Source organism: Brevundimonas huaxiensis (assembly GCF_014218725.1).
Taxonomy (GTDB): domain Bacteria; phylum Pseudomonadota; class Alphaproteobacteria; order Caulobacterales; family Caulobacteraceae; genus Brevundimonas; species Brevundimonas huaxiensis.
The window spans coordinates 207,424-226,676 of sequence record NZ_JABBJE010000004.1; the positions used below are offsets into that span (position 1 = coordinate 207,424).

A 19,253-nucleotide genomic window follows, 5' to 3' on the forward strand; every position below is an offset into this window, starting at 1 on the left:
GAGAAGGGGCTTCAAACAAGCGCCATGAACGACTTACCGACAAAACGGACAGCATTTGTTGTCCTGGGCATGCATCGGAGCGGCACATCTTCTGTCGCTGGCGTGCTTGCGCTGTTGGGGGCGACGCCGCCCCGGACCCTGATGGGCCCCAAGCCAGAGAATCCGAAAGGATTCTGGGAGAGCGAGGTGCTCATGGCGTTCAACGACGAAATTCTGACCCGGGCCGGATCGGCATGGGACGACCCTGCCCCCCTGGACCAAGGCGTCTTCGATGGCGCTCAGGGCGACGACCTTCGCCGCCGCGCGCGCGAGAAACTGAATGAGGAGTTCGGCGACGCCGACACCATCGTGATCAAGGATCCGCGCATCTGCCGCTTTTACCCCTTCTGGCGGGAAGCTTTATTGGGGCGCGGCTACGAACCGTTCGTCATTCTGCCGCTTCGTGATCCGGCCGAAGTGGCTGCCTCGCTTGCGGCGCGCAATGGCATGTCCATGGCCGACGGGCTTAGGCTGTGGCGCGCATATGTAACTGACGCTGAGCAGGCGACGCGAGGCCATCAGCGAAAGGCCATTACGTGGAGACACCTTTTTGAAGATTGGCAGTCGATAGTATCGACAATCAGCGCAATGTCCGGTGTTGTCTTTGCAGGCAAGGAGGAAGAAGTGGATAGATTTTTGAGCCCTCATCTCTCAACATTTTTGTCTGCTGATATTCTACCGGTAGATGCCGAATATCGATCGATATACGATAATCTCAGAGGATAGGAATCCTGCATAATAGGTAGATTCCGAAGGTCGTGTCGGATCATGTCATTTGAGATAACTGATCCCAAATGACAAGGTCTTGTGGATACATGTGCATCTTTGCCATGTAAAATTATCTTATCGATAGGGCTTCAATAAATGGCACATGAATTGAGAATTTTCTCGGGTGCTTTTCATACGAGTTATCAATATAACCTTGCTACTGCTTTTCCGGAGCACGAGTGGAGCTTTCTTGGTCCTTGGTCGTCCAATCGTCCAATCACCGACAACGTCGTAATCGATCGGTCTGATGATATAGACCAATATGATTTGTACTTAGCCCACTCCCCGCGCGAATTTATTAGACTTGCTGGTCGATTGGACCGATTGGGAATCAGTCGCGCACGTCTAGTTTACATCACTCACTGGGGTTATCAGCCCAAGCAGTGGATTCATGTCTACGACGACGTATCTCTTGAGGTTTTCACAAGAGATGTATCAATGTCGCCCATAGTTTGCGTGTCTCACTATATGCCTAAGCAGTTCGGTTTCTATTCCGACGTAGCCATAGAGGTTATACCGCATTTTATACCGCAAGAATTGTTCGATGAAGCGGTTTGGAAAGATGGCGGCACGAGTTATGTAAATATTGTTAATTCGTTCTATGCGCCAGAACGAGGCGTAGGCGCCGATTTTTGGGACTCCTTGCCGATCTCAAAGTGTTTGTACGGGGGGGGGAACAGGCCATCGGATGGAGGAAATCTGAATTCGGTTTCCGAGTTTAAATCAGCTATTACTCGAGCTCGAGCATATCTGTGGACTGCCGACGCTGCCGCTACATCTTTCGCACCGCTCGAGGCAATGGCTCTGGGGTGCCCCATGATTGCACCTGACAATGCAGATTGGAAAACAGACTTCGAACATGGGCGTGAAATACTGCTTTATAAAGCAGGCGATAAAGAATCCTGCCTTGAACAGATTCACGCGTTTGAATCGAGTTCTGATCTAAGGCGCTCACTATCAGAATGTGGCAGGGCTGCAGTTCTTCAGCGATTTAAGAAGGAACTATTCCGAGGCCGCTGGCAGAGAATTATCAGCGCTGCGATGACAGTACCGAAATTTGACAAGCATCAGATCGATTATTGCGTTCGCCGCGGTGCTGGCGTTATGCGTCGAGACGACGGCTTGTTCGATCTAGCGACGGAAATCACGTTAGACAATGCTGCGATCAAGGTGGTTCATCCCCAGTCTGACGAGACTGATATCCGACGGGAATTGCGAAATAAATCCAATTCAATCGACCTGTTGGAAGGGTTTTCCGCCGCGGCCGCTCGGCTAAGTAGTGACGATTTGTCAATATCGGTGTCCAAGGACTATGGTGCGCTCACACAACTTCTTATTTCGCAGGGGTGCGCTGTCGAAGTGCTGACAGAGCCGGAGTTTATGCGCTTCGAGAAAAGGACGCATGATTTCAATGATGCACTTTATAAAGGCATTTATAATCCGTTACTAAGATTTCCCGATAATGATGACCGCAAATTCGTTTCTAAGTGGGCCGATGTTGATATCGGTTCTTTGGTAGGAAGAAACAATTCACGGATTGTGGTGTTTCTTAATTTTGACGGTCGTGAACCTGGTTTGATCAACGACATGCTCGAATCCGGATTTCGACCAAGACTATTCATCGCGAATTGCATGCCAGACTCATCCTGGGCGAAAGGGTGTCACGTCGAAGTCATCGTTGAAAAATTAAATCAAAATGGATACCATATAGAGTTTCTGTCTATTCCCGGTCTCGAAGATATTAGGGGTGAGATTGCGGAGGGCGATACAATACCAAAGCGGCATAGATACGTACTAAGGGCTAGCCGCCAGGAGCATTAAGCTAACCATGTGATCGCTTATGTGAGTGACTTCTCCGTCGCCCCCCGCTATCTCGCGCGCGTGATGAACGAAACAGAACGCCAGTCGGAAGAACGCAGCTGGGAGACGGCGAAGACGCTCGCCGAGGCCTTGCCGTATATTCAGGTGTATGACCGCGAGACTGTGGTCATCAAATACGGCGGTCACGCCATGGGCGAGAGCGCCGTGGCGCGTCAGTTTGCGGCCGATGTGGTGCTGCTGAAGCTGATGGGCGTGAACCCGGTGGTGGTGCACGGCGGCGGGCCGCAGATCAGCGCCATGCTGGACAAGGCGGGGGTGAAGTCCAGCTTCGTCGACGGGCTGCGGGTCACCGATCCGGCGACGATGGAAGTCGCCGAGATGGTGCTGTCGGGCGCCGTGAACAAGGAGATCGCGCACTGGATCACCATGGCCGGCAAGGAGGCGGACGTGCGCGGCGTCGGCCTATCGGGCAAGGACGCCGGTCTGCTGACGGTCGAGAAAACGCGTCGCACCAAGCGCGATCCCGACAGCATGATCGAGCACGAGGTCGATCTGGGCTATGTCGGCGAACCGACCAAGGTCGATCCCAAGCTGATCGCCGGCCTGATCGCGTCCGAGACCGAAGACTGGGTGCCGGTCATCGCCCCGATCGGCGTGGCCGAAGACGGCCAGACCTACAACGTCAACGCCGACACAGTGGCCGGCGCCGTGGCGGGTTCGCTGGACGCCAAGCGGATGTTGTTGCTGACGGACGTGCCGGGGGTGAAGGGCGCGGACGGCGACATCATCCGCCAGATGACGCTGGACGAGGCGCAAAACCTGATCGACACAGGCGTCGCCACCGGCGGCATGATCCCCAAGCTGGAGACGGCCATGGCCGCCGTTCGCGCGGGCGTCGAGGCGGTGGTCATTCTGGACGGGCGTCGGCCGCACGCCATGCTGGTCGAGTTGTTCACCGAGTTCGGCGCCGGCACCCTGGTGAAGGCGTCTTGAGCGACCCCCATTCCACATCCCTTGGGCATGTGCGCGCTTGGGTGTTCGACATGGACGACACCCTGTATCCGCGCGAGCAGGGTCTGATGCGGCTGGTCCAGGCGCGCATCAACGCCTTCGTGGTTGAGGCCGTCGGGCTAGAGCCCGAGGCTGCGGCCGCGATGCAGCGCCAGTTCCTGGACGAACACGGCACGACCCTGGCCGGACTGATGGCCAACTATGCCGTCGATACCGAACGGTTCCTGCGCGAGGTGCACGACGTGCCGCTGGACGGGGTCGAGCCCAACCCGCGTTTGGCCGAGCGACTTAAAGCTCTGCCCGGTCGTTGCTATGTCTTCACCAATGGCGCGCGCGACTACGCGCATCGTGTGCTGGACCGGATCGGGGTCGCCGACTGTTTCGAAGGCGTCTTCGCCATCGAGGATGGGGATCTGACGCCCAAGCCCAATCCCGCGACCTTCCGCCGGATGCTGGAGCAATTCGACATTGATCCGCACCGATCCGCGTTCTTCGAGGACACGCCCAAGAACCTGGAGCCGGCCAAGGCGCTGGGCATGGCGACGGTCCTGATCGGCGACGGCCATGGCAAGCCGATCGAGTCGCACATCGACCATGTGGCCCCGGACCTTCTCGACTTCCTCTCCCACCTGACCTTCAAGGACGCCGCATGACCGATCTGTCGCATCTCGAATCCGTCGTCGAGGCCGCCTGGGAACAGCGCGCCGAGGTGTCCGCCACAACGCATGGCGAGGTGCGCGATGCCGTCGAGACCGCCCTGGCCCTGCTGGATTCCGGCCAGGCGCGCGTCGCCTCGCGGGGTGCGGATGGCGTCTGGACCACCCATCAGTGGCTGAAGAAGGCGGTGCTGCTGTCCTTCCGTCTGAACGACAACCAGATCATGCGGGCGGGCGCGCCGTCCGTCATGCCGCTGTCGGTGGACCATCCCGTCGCCGTCGGTCCCTTCTGGGACAAGGTGCCCAACAAGTTCGGCGACTGGACCGCATCGGATTATCAGTCGGCCGGCTTCCGTTCGGTGCCCGGCGCCATCGTCCGTCACGGCGCGCATATCGCCAGGAACGTCGTGCTGATGCCGTCATTCGTGAACATCGGCGCCTTCGTCGACGAGGGCTCGATGGTCGATGCCTGGGCCACGGTCGGCTCCTGCGCCCAGATCGGCAAGAATGTGCACCTGTCGGGCGGCGCGGGCATCGGCGGCGTGCTGGAGCCGCTACAGGCCAATCCGACCATCATCGAGGACGGCTGCTTCATCGGCGCCCGCGCCGAGGTGGCCGAGGGCGTGATCGTGCGCGAGGGCGCGGTCCTGGCCATGGGCGTCTATCTGTCGGGCTCGACCAAGATCGTGGACCGGGCGACCGGCGAAGTGTTCCGGGGCGAGGTGCCGGCCTATTCGGTGGTCGTGCCGGGTTCGCTGCCGGATCCCAATGGCGGGCCGTCGCTGTACTGCGCCGTCATCGTCAAACGGGTGGACGCGCAGACGCGGGCCAAGACCGGCGTCAACGAACTGCTGCGCGACTGATCAGGCGGCGACGCGGACCGATTCGATCCGGGGCGCGTCGAACGTCGCGTGAAGGGTGAAGGTTGATCCCTGACCGGGAGTCGACGTCACGGTGATCTCGCCGTCCATCAGGGCGGCCAGACGCTGACAGATGCTGAGGCCCAGGCCGGTGCCGCCGAACTTGCGGGTGGACGACCCGTCCACCTGAGAGAAGGGCTGGAACAGTCGGGTCAGATCGTCGGCGGCGATGCCGATGCCGGAATCGGCCACCCCAAGCCGCAAGGTCGTGCGATCCTCGCCTGCCGGCTCGCTCTCTATAATCAGGCGAACCTCGCCCTGCGGCGTGAACTTGATGGCGTTGGCCAGCAGATTATGCGTCACCTGGGCCAGACGCAGCGGGTCCATTCTGAGAAGCGGCGGTAACGGGCCGCGGATGTCGGTCGCGAAGGTCAGTCCGCGCGCCTCGGCCTGGGCCTTGAACGGACCCGTCAACCGGGCGGCGAGGGTCTCGGCTTCGACATCGACGAAGTCCAACTCCATCTTGCCGGATTCGATCTTGGTAATGTCGAGGATGTCGTTCAGCAGCACCATAAGCCCTTCGCCGGAATCGCGGATCACGCCGACGAACTCCTTCTGGCGGTCGCTGAGCTCGGACATCTGCAACAGTTGCGCGGCCCCCAGAACCCCGTTCATCGGCGTGCGAAGCATGAGAGATGACGCCCAGGAAGTTGGATTTGGCGGCGCTGGCGGCGTTGGCGCTATCGCGCGCGGTTTCGAGTTCGGCGATCAGTTCGGCCTGGCGACGGTTGACGGCTTCCAGATCGCTGTCCTTCATCTGGGTGATGGCCACCTTGATCAGCAAGGCCAGCGCCAGAACCGGGATCATGCTGACGACCACCCAAAAGCCGGGCGTGCCCCACAGTTGTGCGAACAGCAGCACCACGACCACCGAATAGGGCGCCGACGCGATCAAGGCCTCGCGGGGCGCGGCGCGCATCTGGGTGAAAACCAGCACATAACCGGCCATGAGAAGCGCCACGCCCAGCGGCACGCCATAGGTCCCGCCGTAAAGGAAGGCGAGCAGCGGCGCCGCCGACCAGGCGATGCAGGAAATGGTGGCGGCCGTCAGCTTGATCCGGCCGTGCAGTTGCTCATCTCGGATCACCAAGACCCGTTCGGCGAACGTGCGCAGCAGGCCTGACGCGGTCGCCGCTGCAAACCACAACACTGCGGTCGCCCAATCGGTGACGGTGAACAGGGCAACCGCCCAACTGGCGATGATCAGATACCGCATGTGACCGTCCGCAATCAGATGCTGGAGCAGGGAACGGCCGGGGTGGGTCTTGAACGTCGTCATCTTCGGATCTCGTCGAGCGATGGTCCAAAGTGGCGCGTCCTCACCTAAGATACGATGAACGCTGGGTATTGTGCCCAAAATGTCCGGGCGTCAGCGGTTAAAGCGCGGTCTGAATTTCATTAGATTGCCTCGAAGGCGTCCGATAAGTGAACGATTGAGGCGATAGTTGCTTAGAAGCTTCCGATATTTTTTCTCCGTAGGATGGAGAAGAACGGCGCGCTCAACAGCCTTTATCGCTTCAGCCTGAGCGCCGGCTCGCTGCGCAATAAAGCCATGCCAGGCGTGGATGTGAGCCATCACTGATGTTTCGGGTCGCGCAGTGATTTCTCGCGCTAAGGTCAGCGCAGATTGGTGCTGGCCGAGCTCCGATAACAGATCGGCATAAGGCACGGCGATTACGACGTTACGGTTAGATTGGTCTAAAGCCTCTTCATAAGTCGACAGGGCTTCTTCGTTACGGCCGTGCAGATAAAAGGCTCTGGCTAGACACTGAAGAGCGCCGATGTGCGTGGGCTGAATAGCGATAGCACGCTCCGCGAGCTGCAAAGCGATATCACGCCGTTTCGAAGCTAGGCTCTCGGATAACGTTATGAGATAGGTGACGCTATCTTTTCGTCTGGCCTTCGCCTCACGCCTGTACTCGATCGGATCTAGCGTCCCATTTAAGACGTCATTCAATAGCGGTGACAGCATCTGCTGCTCAGCCAGCATTGATGCCGATGGGTGTCCTGAATACCTGACTGGAATTTTTACGAGGTCCGTCTCGCTTGCGATGAGGTCGACATGTACCTTGTCGATAGAAGCCGGGTCGTAGACGGCTATGGCTCGCGCCCGCGCCGGCAGGGAGGGTTCACCCTCAGGAAGCCAGACTATTCGCTCCGCATCCTGCAGCCAGCGCTTTTCGAAAGGCACGACTGCTGGATTGATTGAATATTGCGGGGACAAGGCCAAAGCCGCATCAACATTTAGTGCATCTGCAAAACGTAATGCCGCATAGCCTCCCATTGACGAGCCATAGGTTATGCTTCGCGATGCGCCGGAGATCGCTTCCCGCACAGCAGTCAAGACATCTGACATTTCGGGATACTGATACCAGTCCTCCCGCCGGCCCATGATGTGGATGGCCGAAATACCCTGCGATCTGAGATAGGCTTCGCCAAAGCCTTCTCGATCAAAGCCGTGGCCGATGCTGTAATTGTCAAACGTGACGACCCAACGCGATATATCCTCGCAAGCCACTTCACGAGCGACCAGGTTATCGCTTCTAAACAACTCCCTCATTGATCGTATTGTTCGCTTCCTGATCTGACTAGGCCAGCGGAAATTATCGTTCGCGCTTCAGATCCGGCGGGGTCGCCTCGTCGGTCAGGATGCGGATGGCTTCCTCGACCGAAACCAGGGTTTGGGCCTGGGAGCCCAGGCGGCGGATGGCGACCATGCCGTCTTCGGCTTCCTTGCGGCCGACGACGGCGATGACCGGGACCTTGCCGACCGAGTGTTCGCGGACCTTGTAGCCGACCTTTTCGTTGCGCAGGTCGATCTCGGTGCGCAGGCCGGCGGCCTTGAACCTGGCCATCACGTCGCGGGCGTAATCGTCGGCGTCCGAGGTGATGGTGGCCACCACAGCCTGGGTCGGGGCCAGCCACAGCGGGAAGGCGCCGGCGTAGTTTTCGATCATGATGCCGATGAACCGCTCGAACGAGCCTAGGATCGCGCGGTGCAGCATGACCGGGCGGTGCTTCTGGCCGTCCTCGGCGATGTAGGTGGCGTTCAGACGTTCGGGCAGGACGTAGTCCAGCTGGATCGTGCCGCAGGTCCATTCGCGGCCGATGGCGTCCTTGACGATGAAGTCCAGCTTGGGCGCATAGAAGGCGCCGTCGCCCTCGGTGACGACCGGCTCGGTGCCGGCGGCGCGGGCGGCCTCGGCCATCAGGGTCTCGGCCTTGTCCCAGAACTCGTCCGTGCCGGCGCGGTTCTCGGGCCGGGTGCCCAGGCTGATGTAGGCCGTTTCCATGCCCAGGTCGGCGTGGACGCTGCGGGCCAGTTTGATGAACTCAGCCGTCTCCTCGACGATCTGGTCCTCGCGGCAGAAGATGTGGGCGTCGTCCTGGGTGAAGCCGCGCACCCGCATCAGGCCGTGCAGCGAGCCCGACGGCTCATAGCGGTGGCAGGCCCCGAACTCGGCCATGCGCAGCGGCAGTTCGCGATAGGACCGCTGGCCCTGGTCAAAAATCTGCACGTGGCCGGGACAGTTCATCGGCTTGAGGCTCAGTTCCTCGCCCTCGACCGTCTCGCAGACGAACATGTTCGGACGATACTTGTCCCAGTGGCCGCTCTGTTCCCAGAATTTGCGGTCCAGCACCTGGGGCGTCTTGACCTCGACATAGCCGGCGGCGTCCAGGCGACGGCGCATATAGGCCTCCAGCACGCGCCACAGGACCCAGCCCTTCGGGTGCCAGAAGACCATGCCCCGGCCCTCTTCCTGCATATGGAAGAGCTCCATCGCCTTGCCGACCTTGCGGTGGTCGCGCTTCTCGGCCTCTTCCAGACGCTGCAGATGGGCGTCCAGGTCTTCCTTGGTGGCCCAGGCGGTGCCGTAGATGCGTTGCAGCTGCTCGCGCTTGGAATCGCCCCGCCAATAGGCGCCGGCCAGCTTAGTCAGTTTGAACGCCTTGCCGACGTGGCGCGTCGAGGGGAAGTGCGGGCCCCGGCACAGGTCGATCCAGTCGCCCTGTTTGTACAGGGTGATGGTCTCGGTCCCCGGCAGGTCGCGGATCAGCTCGGCCTTGAACTTCTCGCCGCGCGCCTCGAAGAATTGGATCGCCGCGTCCCGCTCCCATACCTCGCGCTCGAACTTGGCGTCGCGGTCCACGATCCGGCCCATCTCCTTTTCGATGGCGGCGAAGTCGTCGGTCGAGAACGGCTCTTCGCGGTAGAAGTCGTAGTAGAAGCCGTCCTCGATCGCCGGGCCGATCGTGACCTGGGTGCCGGGGAACAGGGTCTGGACCGCCTCGGCCAGGACGTGGGCGGTATCATGGCGGATCGTATAGAGGGCGGCGGGGTCGTCGCGCATGATCAGGCGGAAGTCGCCGCCCGTCTCCAGCACCCGGTCCATGTCGCGTTGCTCGCCGTTCAGTTCGGCCAGCACGGCCTTCTTCGCCAGCGACGGCGAGATCGAGGTCGCGACGTCGCGCGCCGTCGAACCGGCCGGGTATTGGCGCACCGCGCCGTCGGGGAATTTCAGGTCGATCATGTGTCAGTCTTTAACTGGCGGGACCGGGTCGTATCCCGATCCCCCAAAGGGATGGCATTTACAGAGGCGGCGCACGGTGAGCCACCCCCCCTTTACCGGGCCGTGCTGGATCAGGGCGTCGCGCCCGTAATCCGAACAGGTCGGCAGGAATCGGCACTGCTGGCCGATCAGAGGAGACAGCGTCAGCTTGTAGCCCCGATGGGCCGCGCGCACGCTGCGTTCATAGAGAGACATATGTCCCTTCGCCGGGGGCTTGAGAGGTTCGCCGCGCTTATCCCCTGTCATCGCAGGGGGATCAACCGGTCGTGCCCGTCAGGCCGCGCCGGCGAGGCGAGTTCGGGCGGCCAAGGCATTGTTCACCGCCTCCAGCGTCGCTTCGATGGAAACGAGGGTCGAGGCGTGGCGGGCGGGGTAGTCGGCGACCTGTTTCAGCAGACGCAGATCCTCGAACCGACCCACGGGGCCGTCGCCGCCGGATTTCAGCATGGAGATCATGGCGTCGCGGGCGTCCTTGAGATCATCGACCGACGCGCCGATCACGGATTGACCCAGCACTCCGGCAGCCGCCTGGCCGAGGGCGCAGGCTTTGACGTCCTGGGCGAAGTCGGCGATGCGGCCGTCGTCGTCCAGCGTCACATCGACCGTCGCGCGCGACCCGCACAGTTTGGCCACCCGCTCGCCTGTGCCCTGCGGAGACGGCAAACGCCCCGCATGCGGCAGGTTCGCCGCCAGCGACAGGATGCGCGCGCTGTAGAGGTCGTCGATCATGGGGCGAAGATAGGCGCTCAATCCTCCCCCGTGAAGCGCAGCGCAGTGGAGGAGGATTAAAGCGTCAGAACGAGACGCCCATCGGATCGGACCTCCAAAGTCGCATCCGCATAGTCCGCCAGAGTGGGATGATCCGTCTCCAGCCGATGGGTCCAGGCGGCGGTGACGACCAGCACGTCGGCGCCGGCCGCTTCGCCCGCCTTGATGCCGGCCTCGGCGTCCTCGAACACCAGGCAGTCGGCGATGTCGAAGCCCAGGGTCGCTGCGGCCTTCAGATAGCCGGCAGGGTCGGGCTTGCCGCGTTCGACATCCTCGGCGGTGACCATGACGGCGGGCGGCGTTACGCCTGCGGCCTTCAGCCGGGCGCGCGCCAGGGGGACGGAGGCGGAGGTGACCACGGCCCAGCGGTCGGGCGGCAGGCGTTTGACGAAGTCGATGGCGTCGGGGATGGGGGCGACGCCGTCCACGTCCTCGATCTCGCCGCGTTCGACCCAGGCGACCTCGGCGTCCAGGTCGATGTCGGGCAGGTTCTGGCGACGAATGGTGTCGATCGCGCGCACGCCGTGGATGGTGGGAACGAAGGCGGCGACATCCAGCCCGTGGCGCTCGGCCCAACGGGTCCAGACGCGCTCGGCGGCCAGGGTCGATGTGATCAGGGTGCCGTCCATGTCGAACAGGAAGGCCCGATAGGCGCGGGACGCGGGGAGGGCGGTCGTGGCCTCATCCACCATGCGGGCGGTCAGACCGCAACGGGCGGATCAGCCGCCTTGCAGCGAATTCCAGGTGCGGGCGGTGTCGGTCGCGGGCGACGGACTTGCCGCGCCGCCGCCGGACGTCGTCGCGCCGCCCGTGCTGCGCGAACGCAGCCATTGCAGGTTCTGCTCGGCCTGTTCGGGCGGCAGTTCGCGGCGCAGGATCTGTTCGGCCTCGCCCATCTTGCCCTGAAGGCCCAGCACCATGGCCAGGTTCTGGCGCACCTTGGCCGAGGCGGTCGGCTGGGCCGCGGCGCGACGCAGCAGGGTCTCGGCGCCCGGCGCATCGCCATGCGTCAGGGCGGCGGTGGCCGCATTGGTCAGGACGTCGGGATTGTCGGGCGACAGGGCCAGGGCCTGGTTCCAGGCGGCGCGGGCGTCGTCGGTGCGACGCACCTGCTCATAGGCCACGCCCAGCAGGGAGTAGGGGCGCCAATCGCGCGGCGCCAGGTCGCGCGCCTGCTCCAGCGGCGCGACGCCATAAAAGGCCTGGCCGCGCGCGATGTGGGCGCGGCCAAGCTCCAGAAGTGCGTCGAGATTGTTCGGCTGGAGCGTCAGGGTCGCCTGGGCGGCCTCGGCTGCCTGATCGTATCGACCCAGCTCACGCAGGGCCTGGGCCAGTTTCACGGCCGCCACGGCGTCGGTCGGATCGGCCTGCTGCTCCGTGGCCCAGAAGACCGAGCGCGACAGGGCGTCCATCCGGTCATAGGTGGCCCGCACCGCAGCGGACGACGGCGCGCGAGCCTGGGCCGCGGTCGCCGCCGTCGGATCGGCCGCCAGCGTCGGTGTGCCGGACAGAGCGATCAGGGCGACGGTTGCGAGAAGGGCGGGCATGCGCGACATGGGTCAGGTCCAGACGGTCCTAGAGGTCTCGCCCCTAGAATCGCCGGTTCGCGTCAACCGATGGTTAACTTCGTTTCGAGGGCCTCATGTCCGTCTCGCATCCCTTGCTGGTTCCCGCCCAAGACGTCGACGGCGCCGTTCCGATCCGCTTCGTTCAGGCGGGCGGCGTGCTGGACGGTGCGGCCCGCCGCTGGGGCGATCGGCACGGGTTCGAAGGCAAGCCGGGCCAGTTGTTGGTCGTGCCGGACGCAAACGGCGAGATCGGCCAGGTGGTCGTCGGCGCGGGCGCGACCTTCGATCCGATGAGCGTGCGGGGACTGTCGGCGCGGCTGCCGGGCGGCCTGTATCGGCTTGAGGTCGCCGCGCAGGACGCGGAACTGGCGACCCTGGCCTTCCTGCTGGGGGCCTATGTCTTCGACCGCTATAAGGTCCGGCCGGACCGGGCGCCCGTGCGGCTGGTCGCGCCGGACGGCGTGGACGTCGCTGAAATCTCGCGCATCGCCGCCGCCTGCGCCCTGGCGCGCGAAATGGTCGATACGCCCGCCGTCGACATGGGGCCGTTGCAGATCGAGACCATCGCCCGCGAGATCGCAGAGAGCGCCGGCGCTGAGATCACCGTCACCACCGGCGACGCCCTGCTGGCAGACAACTATCCCGCCGTCCACGCCGTGGGGCGCGCCGCCGCCCCGCACCGGGCGCCGCGCCTGATCGAGATCGGCTGGAAGCTGGACCGGACCGACCTGCCGCTGGTCGCCCTGGTCGGCAAGGGGGTGGTGTTCGACACCGGCGGTCTGGACCTGAAGCCCGCCGCCGGCATGCGCAACATGAAGAAGGACATGGGCGGCTCGGCCCATGCCCTGGCCCTGGGGCGTCTGGTGATGCAGGCCGACCTGCCGGTGCGGCTGGTGGTCATCGTCGCGGCGGTCGAGAACGCCGTGTCGGCCGACGCCTTCCGGCCCGGCGACATCCTGAACAGCCGCAAGGGTCTGACCATCGAGATCGGCAATACGGACGCCGAAGGCCGGCTGATCCTGGCCGACGCCCTAACACGGGCCGGCGAGCATGGGCCCGACCTGACGCTGGACTTTGCGACGCTGACCGGCGCCGCGCGGATCGCCTTGGGGCCCGAGCTGCCGCCGCTTTATACGGACGACGAAGCCCTGGCCGCCGGGCTGCTGGCGGCGGCGGGTCAGGTGCGCGATCCCCTGTGGCGAATGCCGCTGTGGGCTGGCTATCGCGGCGCGCTGGACGCCGAGATCGCGGACCTGCGGAACGACCCGGCCGGCTGGGCCCAGGCCGGCTCGGTGACGGCCGCACTGTTCCTGCAAAAGTTCGCTCCGGCCACGGGGGCCTGGGCGCACATGGATATCTTCGCCTGGAACCCCCGCGCCCGCCCCGGCTATCCGGAAGGCGGCGAGGCCCAGGCGCTGAGAGCCTGCTACGCCATGCTGAAGGCGCGCTACGCGACGTAATTAAGCGAAGGCGTAGGGGGAATTGGGTTCGGGATCGTCCGACGGAGATTGCGGCGGTCGAGGCTTACTGACGCGTCGGGCCCGCGACCGCATGCCTCTGATCCGGCCGACCAGTCTCCGAGCGAGGCCCTGCATCAGTTCGCGGCGCCGGATCAGCCCTCGCCAACCGGCGACCGCGCGTAAACTAACCGCCAGAACGACGAGGTCGAAGATGACGGTCACGTCGAACATCAGAACCCAGGCCACCATGTCCGGCGCGGCCATCGAGAACAGGCGGACGCCTTCCGTCTCGAACAGCATGACGGCCGCGAGGCCCACCAGAGCGATGAGGCCCAACCCCAGCGCTCGACCGCGTGACAGGCCCGCCAGGAATCGCGCAGGCGTCTGGACCAGCCATTTTCTGAGGGCCGTGCCGACGACGCCTTCGTCAGCGAGGGTCAGGCCAAGAATGATCAGAACGCTCAGCAGCAGCATAGGGACGTCCCGGCGCGACGCCGCCTCAAACCGAAATGGGCGCCCAAGGTGACGCTTCAAGACAGCGTCGCGCCAACAAGAACGCGGTTCTGTTGATTTTCTTTCGCAAAAGCGTCTCGCGTTAACGGCCCCTAAGCCATCGGGGGATAAGGCTGTGGGTTCAGCAATGCGAGTTCACGTTGACCGACGTCCTCGACCTTCTTCCGCACGGCGACCGCCTCGTTCGCCCCGACCTCGCCGAACAGGCGCTGGAAGGGCTGGTGCGCGCAGACGCCTATCGGGCGACGGAGGCCATGCATTGTCGGGTCGCCGTGGCGGACATCCTATCCGACGCCGACGGTCGGATCGACCAGCTGCTGCATGGCGAGATCTTCGACGTTCTGGATCGGTCTAACGGCCGCGCCTGGGGTCGGGCGCGGCGCGACGGCGTCGTCGGCTGGGTCATCTTGGACAGTCTGTCGGCCGGCGCGCCGTTGGCGACGCACTGGATCGCTGGCGTGGATGCCGCCCTGCCGCTGAACGCTCTGGTGGTCGAGGCGACGGAAGCGTCTGAGGCTGATCTGAAGCCGATCGGCGCGTTCGAGACGGATCTGGTCGCGGTGGCCGAGCGATTGCTCGGGCGGCCGCATGAACTTGGCGCCCGGTCCTCGATCTCCACCGACTGTTCCGGCCTGGTGCAGCAGGCCCTGCTGGCATGCGGCCTGCCCGGTCCCCGTCGGTCGGACGCGCAGGCCCGGTTGGGGCGAGCGGCGTCCTCATCGGACCTCCAGCGCGGCGACATCGTCGTCTGGCTGGCGCCGAACGACGATCACGACTGGACGGGTCATTCGGCGCTGATGCTGGATGGCGAACGCATCATCCATTCGACAGGCGGCAAGGGCGTCGTGATCGAGAGCCTGGCCGAGGTCGAGGCGCGTCTGGTTGTCGAAGGTTTTGCGACCGCCGTCTTCCGCCGGCTCTAGTCTCGCAAGGTCCGCATCGCGCCCAGCCGGGCGAAAGCCAGCGTCAGCGCCTTGCGGCGGGCGGCCGCCAAGCCGATCACCGGCGCGTCTCGCACGACCGCCCCGCCGAAACCGTCTGCGACGATCAGGCCCGGTTCGTCGGGCAGAATGTCCTGCGGAAACTCGGGCGCGACGGCGAAGAAGAAGGCGTCGCAGAAGGGTCCGTACTCGTGCCATTTGCGGTCGACGCGATAGTCCTCGACGCCCGACTTGACCTCGCAGATGACGATGTCGCCCTTGCGCCCGATCGCCATGACATCGGCGCGGCGGCCGTTGGGCAGACAGACTTCCAGAAGCGGCGCATAGCCCATGTCCATCATCAGCCGCGCAGCCCCGCGCGTGACCGAAAGCGTGGTCTCGGGACGGCTGAAGACGAGTTCGAGATGGGCGACGGCGGACATGCCGTCAGCTTATGTTCCGCCTACGTTCCTATCGCAAGCGGGGCCTTAGAGGCCGGTGTGGACCAGGCGGCTGGTGCTGAAGCCCAGGGCGCGGACGCGGCTCAGAATGCGGTCACGCTCAGCCTGCGTCGCATTCTGATTGCGGTGCCAGATCCACCAGTTCGATTTGTCCGGCAGACCCATGATGGCCCAGCTGTAGTCCTGGGCATGGTCATAGACCCAGTAGTTCTGGCCCGCCAGACCGCCGAAGCTGAGCAGGCCGGTCAGGCTAAACCGGAACTTCGCATTGGTCGTGGTGTCGGTGACGCGGGCGTTGGCGCGCAGCGTCTCGATCTTACCGTCGGCGCGCCGGACGCAGGTGACGGTGATGGCGTAGCGGTCGGCCGCGCCCTGCGGCGTAAAGTCGATCTGCGCCCGGCTGCAGTCCTTCTGGACGTTATTGTGATTGCGCTCGATCTCGAACCACCGGCCGTCGAAGCGGTTCAGATCAACGTTCGACGCCTGGGCGAAGGCCATTGACGGCAAGGCGGCAAGGGCGGCGGCGGCGATCAGGCTGGCGCGAAACATGGGCGCATCCTCGTTGGTTTGGAAGCGATACGACGCGCCGACGCGTTCGGTTGTGATCAGCCCTTCAGGCGCGCCCGATTGATCGCCCATTCGTCGCGCGTTTGGCCCCACAGATCGATGGCGATGTCCTCGAGGGGTTCGGGCAGGAGGCCCGGCCCGCGATTGCGCGATCCCAGCCGTGTCGCGACCGCCGCCGAGGGCAGGTTCTCGGGCGCGATGCAGTGGATCACGTCGTCCCACCCCAGCACGTCGAAGGCGTAGTCCATCGTGGCTGCGGCCGCTTCGACCGCATAACCCTTGCCGGTGGCGTCGCGATGCAGGCTCCAGCCCACCTCGCGGCCGGGCCAGCCATAGGGGTGAAGCGGCCCGATGCGGCCGATCCACCGGCCGGTCTCCTTTTCCAGGATGGAGAACATCCCTTCGCCCGTCAGGGCCCACATGCCCGCGACGGTGCAGATCAGGCGCCAGACCTGGGGCGCGGGCTGGACCCCGCCGATGAAGCGGGCGGTCTCGGGATCGGCCATGAACTCAGCCCAGCGCGGAAAGTCCTCAACCGCCGGCGGACGCAGGATCAGTCGTTCCGTCTCCAGCGTCGGCCCCAAGGTCACATGGGGCGGCACGGCGTATGCGGCAGCGTTCACAGCAGATACTCCCGCTCCAGTTCGTAATGGCTGCCGCTGTCGGTCAGGACGCTGGAATACAGGCCGAAGCGGTCGATGCGGATCGGCGGCGAATGCAACAGATTGTGCCCTGACACCCAGGCGCCGAGACGGTCGGGATTGGTCTGGGTTTTCAGATACGCCAGGGTCACATGCGGTTTGTAGGCGCGCGCCTCCATGCCGATCCCGGCCCGTTCCCCCGCGGCCTTGCAGCGCCCGGCGAGAACCGACAGGCGCTCGTTGGGCGTTTCGACCCCAGCCCACAGCGTATGGCTGCGATGGTCGTCGCCGAAACAGCCGACGCCCTTCAGCGCGATCTCGAACGGACCGCCCGTCACGCGCGTCAGTTCCGACGCCAAATCGTCGGCGCGGCGTTCGTCGGTCTCGCCATAGAAGGCGAGCGTGACGTGCAGGGCGTCCAGCGGCCGCCACCGTGCGCCGGGCAGGCCCGATTGCCGTCGTTTCAGCGTCTCTGCGACGTCGGGCGGCAGGGTCAGGGCGGTGAACAGACGAAGCATGCGACCGAAAGTAGCGGCCGGAACACAAGCCTCCAAGTCCGGTTTTCCTTGCAGCGCGGGCCCCGGCTCACGATATTCAAAGCCTGTGACCGGAGAAGCCTCTCCGGCCAATCGGAGAAAGTTTGTCGCCATGAGCGATTTCAACAACGGCTACGCCCGTCCTCTGCCGCAGACGGCCGACATGTCGGTCGACGCCGGCCTGCGCAGCTTCATGCTGGGCGTCTACAACAAGCTGGCCCTGGGCCTCGTGGTCGCCGGCGCCCTGGCCTATGTCACCGGCAATGTGCCGGCGGTGCAGCAGCTGCTGTTCGGCGTGACGCCAGACGGCCGCGTTGGTCTGACGGTGCTGGGCATGATCGTCCAGTTCTCGCCGCTGGTGATGCTGTTCGGCTCGATGTTCTTCATGAAAAACCCGACGGCCAAGGGCGTGAACATGCTCTACTGGGCCGTGGTCGCCACGATCGGCGCGGGCCTGGGCATCCTGTTCCTGCGCTACACGGGCGGTTCGCTGGCCACCACCTTCCTGGTGACGGCGGCGGCCTTCGGCGGTCTTAGCTTGGTGGGCTACACGACCAAGAAGGACCTGACCGGCATGGGCACCTTTCTGATCATGGGCGTGATCGGCCTGATCATCGCCTCGATCGTAAACATGTTCCTGCAGTCCGGGACCTTCTACCTGATCATCTCGGGCCTGGGCGTGCTGATCTTCTCGGGTTTGATCGCCTACGACACCCAGCGTCTGAAGATGACCTACTACGCCTTGGGCGGCGACCAGAATGCGATGGGCGTGGCGACCGGCTTCGGCGCTCTGAGCCTGTTCATCAACTTCGTGAACCTGTTCCAATTCCTGCTGGCCTTCATGGGTGGCAACCGGAACTGACATCGGTCGAAAGACGGATACGGAAAGGGCCCCTCGCGGGGCCCTTTCTTTTTGCGCGCCGCTTGGTGATCCTGTGGGTGGGTTTGGGAGATGATCCGTGAAGGGATTTACGAAAGTCGTCGTCGCTCTGGCGGCTGCAATGCCTCTGACGAGTTGCCTGACTTTAGCGGCCTATCAAAGAGCGGCCGAAGAGCGGGCGTCCGATCGTTTCGGTGAGCCCGGAGCGGCGGAGAAGACCTGGTTTGAAGCCGAGGGATTTCCTGTTTCCGGCACGCTCTCGCTGACCACGCACCTGACTCGTCCCGTTACTGGCGGTATGGGCTACGGTGCGAAGGAAACGCTGACCTGCGAGGGACGAGCCATCCGGTTGATTCCCGATACGCCTCGCAATCGCTGGCTATTGTCGGAACGTCTTGGATGGCCTCTCAAGGCGGAAGGGGTTTGGCGCATAGGCTTTATGGCGCATTGGAATTGGCCGGAGTCGACGACCTTCATTCGAGAAGGAACGTGCGGCGCAGGCGGCGCCTTCCGCTTCGATCAGGCGCCCGATGGTCGCTACTTCGTCATGGCGAAGATTTCCCAGCCAGCCTACGAAACGGCTGACGTGAACATGGACTATGACGTTGTTCTCAAGCCGATCATCGTCGCCGGCGGACCTGCCCGTCCTCAGGTCGACGTCGTCTTGGACGGTGGTTCCTGGCTATCGCCCGTCTTGCGGGAGCAGTGAGACGATCACTCGACCACCTGGAACTTGCGGCCATCGAAGACGCGCAGCACCTGGGCCAGGTCGCGGCCGCGTTTCAGGATCTGGCCGCCCTCGCCGATGACGGCCCACTGGCCCTGGCGGGTCTGGAGGGCGGGGCGCTTTTCGATGCGGTAGAGCGGGGCGTCGCCGCTGCGGCGAAAGACGGCGAACTCGGCGAAGTCCTTGTGCCCGACCATGGCGTAGTCGCGCCATTCGCCCTGCGCGACCATGCGTCCATAGACCCTGAGAATCGGGTCCAGTTCGCGACGGTCGAAGAAGACGGGGCCGGGCGCCGGCGTCGTGTCGTGAGGGGTCAGGCTCATAAGTTCAACTTAGGCCGCTGGAGGCGCAACGCCAGAGGCGGCCAGGAAATCGACGCAGACACGAAATGGCCCCGTTTCGGTCCTTCGCCCGCCCGTATGCGCA

23 protein-coding genes are annotated in these 19,253 nt (G+C 63.7%); 10 read left to right on the plus strand and 13 right to left on the minus strand.

Annotation, left to right across the window (positions count from 1 at the left end):
• Positions 1-24: 24 nt before the first annotated feature.
• The 5 genes from HF680_RS10035 to dapD all read left to right on the plus strand — a co-directional run bounded on the left by HF680_RS10035 (position 25) and on the right by dapD (position 5,158).
• Positions 25-765, plus strand: coding sequence for a sulfotransferase family protein (locus HF680_RS10035; protein WP_185224965.1), 741 nt, complete (start codon positions 25-27; stop codon positions 763-765).
• Positions 766-903: 138 nt separating this feature from the next.
• Complete coding sequence (locus HF680_RS10040) at positions 904-2,628, plus strand: glycosyltransferase (RefSeq protein WP_185224966.1); 1,725 nt, start codon at positions 904-906, stop codon at positions 2,626-2,628.
• A gap of 63 nt (positions 2,629-2,691) precedes the next feature.
• Complete coding sequence (argB, locus tag HF680_RS10045) at positions 2,692-3,621, plus strand: acetylglutamate kinase (protein ID WP_185224967.1); 930 nt, start codon at positions 2,692-2,694, stop codon at positions 3,619-3,621.
• Between the two features lie 29 nt (positions 3,622-3,650).
• On the plus strand, positions 3,651-4,292 hold the full coding sequence (locus tag HF680_RS10050; protein ID WP_317134051.1) for a pyrimidine 5'-nucleotidase: 642 nt from the start codon (positions 3,651-3,653) through the stop codon (positions 4,290-4,292).
• Entirely contained in the window at positions 4,289-5,158 is an 870-nt protein-coding gene (gene dapD / locus HF680_RS10055; RefSeq protein WP_185224968.1) for a 2,3,4,5-tetrahydropyridine-2,6-dicarboxylate N-succinyltransferase, read from the plus strand. Before HF680_RS10050 ends, dapD begins: the two co-directional genes overlap by 4 nt.
• On the opposite strand, the gene HF680_RS10060 is transcribed toward dapD, so the two are convergent.
• Positions 5,159-5,845: a sensor histidine kinase gene (locus HF680_RS10060; protein ID WP_185224969.1), complete on the minus strand. Its 687-nt coding sequence runs from the start codon at positions 5,843-5,845 to the stop codon at positions 5,159-5,161. It abuts the gene before it with no gap.
• Here HF680_RS10060 and HF680_RS10065 point away from each other — a divergent pair.
• A complete protein-coding gene (locus tag HF680_RS10065; protein ID WP_185224970.1) occupies positions 5,844-6,338 on the plus strand; it encodes a hypothetical protein in 495 nt (164 codons plus the stop codon). The genes HF680_RS10060 and HF680_RS10065 overlap by 2 nt on opposite strands.
• Before the next feature lie 246 nt (positions 6,339-6,584).
• Here the strand turns inward: HF680_RS10065 and HF680_RS10070 are convergent, their stop codons facing one another.
• From HF680_RS10070 to HF680_RS10095, 6 genes are all read right to left on the minus strand, one after another.
• Positions 6,585-7,775 carry a tetratricopeptide repeat protein gene (locus HF680_RS10070; RefSeq protein WP_185224971.1) on the minus strand — a complete coding sequence of 397 codons (1,191 nt, stop codon included), beginning with the start codon at positions 7,773-7,775 and terminating at the stop codon, positions 6,585-6,587.
• A 43-nt stretch (positions 7,776-7,818) separates the two neighbouring features.
• Positions 7,819-9,747: a threonine--tRNA ligase gene (gene thrS, locus HF680_RS10075; RefSeq protein WP_185224972.1), complete on the minus strand. Its 1,929-nt coding sequence runs from the start codon at positions 9,745-9,747 to the stop codon at positions 7,819-7,821.
• 3 nt (positions 9,748-9,750) lie between these two features.
• Positions 9,751-9,981 carry a membrane protein insertion efficiency factor YidD gene (gene yidD, locus HF680_RS10080; protein WP_185225054.1) on the minus strand — a complete coding sequence of 77 codons (231 nt, stop codon included), beginning with the start codon at positions 9,979-9,981 and terminating at the stop codon, positions 9,751-9,753.
• A gap of 78 nt (positions 9,982-10,059) precedes the next feature.
• Positions 10,060-10,515 (minus strand): iron-sulfur cluster assembly scaffold protein, encoded by a 456-nt coding sequence (locus HF680_RS10085; RefSeq protein WP_185224973.1) that lies wholly within the window; start codon positions 10,513-10,515, stop codon positions 10,060-10,062.
• Between the two features lie 56 nt (positions 10,516-10,571).
• Positions 10,572-11,246, minus strand: a complete 675-nt coding sequence (locus HF680_RS10090) for an HAD-IA family hydrolase (RefSeq protein WP_185224974.1) — start codon at positions 11,244-11,246, stop codon at positions 10,572-10,574.
• 27 nt (positions 11,247-11,273) lie between these two features.
• Positions 11,274-12,110, minus strand: a complete 837-nt coding sequence (locus tag HF680_RS10095; RefSeq protein ID WP_185224975.1) for a tetratricopeptide repeat protein — start codon at positions 12,108-12,110, stop codon at positions 11,274-11,276.
• 86 nt (positions 12,111-12,196) lie between these two features.
• Between HF680_RS10095 and HF680_RS10100 the strand changes: the two genes are divergently transcribed.
• The gene (locus HF680_RS10100) at positions 12,197-13,582 is read left to right on the plus strand and encodes a leucyl aminopeptidase family protein (protein WP_185224976.1); all 1,386 of its coding nucleotides are present in this window, start codon (positions 12,197-12,199) and stop codon (positions 13,580-13,582) included.
• On the opposite strand, the gene HF680_RS10105 is transcribed toward HF680_RS10100, so the two are convergent.
• The gene (locus HF680_RS10105; RefSeq protein WP_185224977.1) at positions 13,583-14,056 is read right to left on the minus strand and encodes a hypothetical protein; all 474 of its coding nucleotides are present in this window, start codon (positions 14,054-14,056) and stop codon (positions 13,583-13,585) included.
• Positions 14,057-14,235: 179 nt separating this feature from the next.
• On the opposite strand from HF680_RS10105, the gene HF680_RS10110 reads away from it, so the two are divergent.
• Complete coding sequence (locus tag HF680_RS10110; RefSeq protein WP_185224978.1) at positions 14,236-15,018, plus strand: C40 family peptidase; 783 nt, start codon at positions 14,236-14,238, stop codon at positions 15,016-15,018.
• Here the strand turns inward: HF680_RS10110 and mmcB are convergent.
• The 4 genes from mmcB to thpR are packed head-to-tail and all read right to left on the minus strand — an operon-like array spanning position 15,015 to position 17,202.
• Positions 15,015-15,458: a DNA repair putative endonuclease MmcB gene (gene mmcB / locus HF680_RS10115; protein WP_185224979.1), complete on the minus strand. Its 444-nt coding sequence runs from the start codon at positions 15,456-15,458 to the stop codon at positions 15,015-15,017. The two genes, HF680_RS10110 and mmcB, sit on opposite strands and share 4 nt — an antisense overlap.
• Before the next feature lie 45 nt (positions 15,459-15,503).
• Positions 15,504-16,115 (minus strand): lipocalin family protein, encoded by a 612-nt coding sequence (locus tag HF680_RS10120; RefSeq protein WP_235968934.1) that lies wholly within the window; start codon positions 16,113-16,115, stop codon positions 15,504-15,506.
• The gene (locus HF680_RS10125) at positions 16,082-16,666 is read right to left on the minus strand and encodes a GNAT family N-acetyltransferase (RefSeq protein WP_185224980.1); all 585 of its coding nucleotides are present in this window, start codon (positions 16,664-16,666) and stop codon (positions 16,082-16,084) included. The genes HF680_RS10120 and HF680_RS10125 overlap by 34 nt, the downstream gene beginning before the upstream one ends.
• On the minus strand, positions 16,663-17,202 hold the full coding sequence (thpR, locus tag HF680_RS10130; protein ID WP_137720574.1) for an RNA 2',3'-cyclic phosphodiesterase: 540 nt from the start codon (positions 17,200-17,202) through the stop codon (positions 16,663-16,665). The genes HF680_RS10125 and thpR overlap by 4 nt, the downstream gene beginning before the upstream one ends.
• Positions 17,203-17,332: 130 nt before the next feature.
• On the opposite strand from thpR, the gene HF680_RS10135 reads away from it, so the two are divergent.
• Positions 17,333-18,082, plus strand: coding sequence for a Bax inhibitor-1/YccA family protein (locus tag HF680_RS10135; protein WP_185224981.1), 750 nt, complete (start codon positions 17,333-17,335; stop codon positions 18,080-18,082).
• 97 nt (positions 18,083-18,179) lie between these two features.
• On the plus strand, positions 18,180-18,809 hold the full coding sequence (locus HF680_RS10140) for a hypothetical protein (RefSeq protein ID WP_157004406.1): 630 nt from the start codon (positions 18,180-18,182) through the stop codon (positions 18,807-18,809).
• 5 nt (positions 18,810-18,814) lie between these two features.
• On the opposite strand, the gene HF680_RS10145 is transcribed toward HF680_RS10140, so the two are convergent.
• Entirely contained in the window at positions 18,815-19,150 is a 336-nt protein-coding gene (locus HF680_RS10145; RefSeq protein ID WP_039243825.1) for a DUF2794 domain-containing protein, read from the minus strand.
• Positions 19,151-19,253: the final 103 nt, after the last annotated feature.

Excerpts from the sequence above, each read along its gene's own strand:
- HF680_RS10035 (WP_185224965.1), top strand. The coding sequence starts at position 25 with ATGAACGACTTACCGACAAAACGGACAGCATTTGTTGTCCTGGGCATG.
- HF680_RS10040 (WP_185224966.1), top strand. The coding sequence starts at position 904 with ATGGCACATGAATTGAGAATTTTCTCGGGTGCTTTTCATACGAGTTAT.
- argB (WP_185224967.1), top strand. The coding sequence starts at position 2,692 with ATGAACGAAACAGAACGCCAGTCGGAAGAACGCAGCTGGGAGACGGCG.
- dapD (WP_185224968.1), top strand. The coding sequence starts at position 4,289 with ATGACCGATCTGTCGCATCTCGAATCCGTCGTCGAGGCCGCCTGGGAA.
- HF680_RS10065 (WP_185224970.1), top strand. The coding sequence starts at position 5,844 with ATGAGAGATGACGCCCAGGAAGTTGGATTTGGCGGCGCTGGCGGCGTT.
- HF680_RS10060 (WP_185224969.1), bottom strand. The coding sequence starts at position 5,845 with ATGCTTCGCACGCCGATGAACGGGGTTCTGGGGGCCGCGCAACTGTTG.
- HF680_RS10070 (WP_185224971.1), bottom strand. The coding sequence starts at position 7,775 with ATGAGGGAGTTGTTTAGAAGCGATAACCTGGTCGCTCGTGAAGTGGCT.
- thrS (WP_185224972.1), bottom strand. The coding sequence starts at position 9,747 with ATGATCGACCTGAAATTCCCCGACGGCGCGGTGCGCCAATACCCGGCC.
- yidD (WP_185225054.1), bottom strand. The coding sequence starts at position 9,981 with ATGTCTCTCTATGAACGCAGCGTGCGCGCGGCCCATCGGGGCTACAAG.
- HF680_RS10085 (WP_185224973.1), bottom strand. The coding sequence starts at position 10,515 with ATGATCGACGACCTCTACAGCGCGCGCATCCTGTCGCTGGCGGCGAAC.
- HF680_RS10090 (WP_185224974.1), bottom strand. The coding sequence starts at position 11,246 with ATGGTGGATGAGGCCACGACCGCCCTCCCCGCGTCCCGCGCCTATCGG.
- HF680_RS10095 (WP_185224975.1), bottom strand. The coding sequence starts at position 12,110 with ATGTCGCGCATGCCCGCCCTTCTCGCAACCGTCGCCCTGATCGCTCTG.
- HF680_RS10100 (WP_185224976.1), top strand. The coding sequence starts at position 12,197 with ATGTCCGTCTCGCATCCCTTGCTGGTTCCCGCCCAAGACGTCGACGGC.
- HF680_RS10105 (WP_185224977.1), bottom strand. The coding sequence starts at position 14,056 with ATGCTGCTGCTGAGCGTTCTGATCATTCTTGGCCTGACCCTCGCTGAC.
- mmcB (WP_185224979.1), bottom strand. The coding sequence starts at position 15,458 with ATGTCCGCCGTCGCCCATCTCGAACTCGTCTTCAGCCGTCCCGAGACC.
- HF680_RS10120 (WP_235968934.1), bottom strand. The coding sequence starts at position 16,115 with ATGGGCGATCAATCGGGCGCGCCTGAAGGGCTGATCACAACCGAACGC.
- thpR (WP_137720574.1), bottom strand. The coding sequence starts at position 17,202 with ATGCTTCGTCTGTTCACCGCCCTGACCCTGCCGCCCGACGTCGCAGAG.
- HF680_RS10135 (WP_185224981.1), top strand. The coding sequence starts at position 17,333 with ATGAGCGATTTCAACAACGGCTACGCCCGTCCTCTGCCGCAGACGGCC.
- HF680_RS10145 (WP_039243825.1), bottom strand. The coding sequence starts at position 19,150 with ATGAGCCTGACCCCTCACGACACGACGCCGGCGCCCGGCCCCGTCTTC.